This is a genomic window from Granulicatella sp. WM01, from assembly GCF_004570605.1.
In the GTDB taxonomy this organism is placed as follows: Bacteria; Bacillota; Bacilli; order Lactobacillales; family Aerococcaceae; genus WM01.
The window spans coordinates 1-339 of the sequence record NZ_SPPB01000151.1 but is presented as its reverse complement, the minus strand read 5'-3'; the positions used below and the strand labels follow the sequence as shown (position 1 = coordinate 339).

At 39.8% G+C, this 339-nt stretch carries 1 protein-coding gene; it reads right to left on the bottom strand.

The annotated features are described in order from the left end of the window. Positions 1-339: DUF1542 domain-containing protein (locus E4T68_RS09065; RefSeq protein WP_135126080.1), on the bottom strand; the 339-nt coding region annotated here is incomplete at both ends.

Genomic DNA, 339 nt, shown 5'->3' with positions numbered 1-339 from the left:
ATCGTCAACTTCTTTCTTAGCAGCATCTTTTTCTTCTTGCGTTAATTCATTACGTGCATCGATGGCTGCTTTCTTAGCAGTTGCTGCATCTTCAATAGCGTTCTTAGCAGTTGTTTTAGCGTCTGCATTTGGATTAACTTCGTTAATAGCAGTAGTACCGTCTGTCTTAGCTGTGTCTACTTCTGCATTTGTTGTTGCATTATCAACATTTGCTTTTGCTTCCTTAGCCTTATCGTCAACTTCTTTCTTAGCAGCATCTTTTTCTTCTTGCGTTAATTCATTACGTGCATCGATGGCTGCTTTCTTAGCAGTTGCTGCATCTTCAATAGCGTTCTTAGC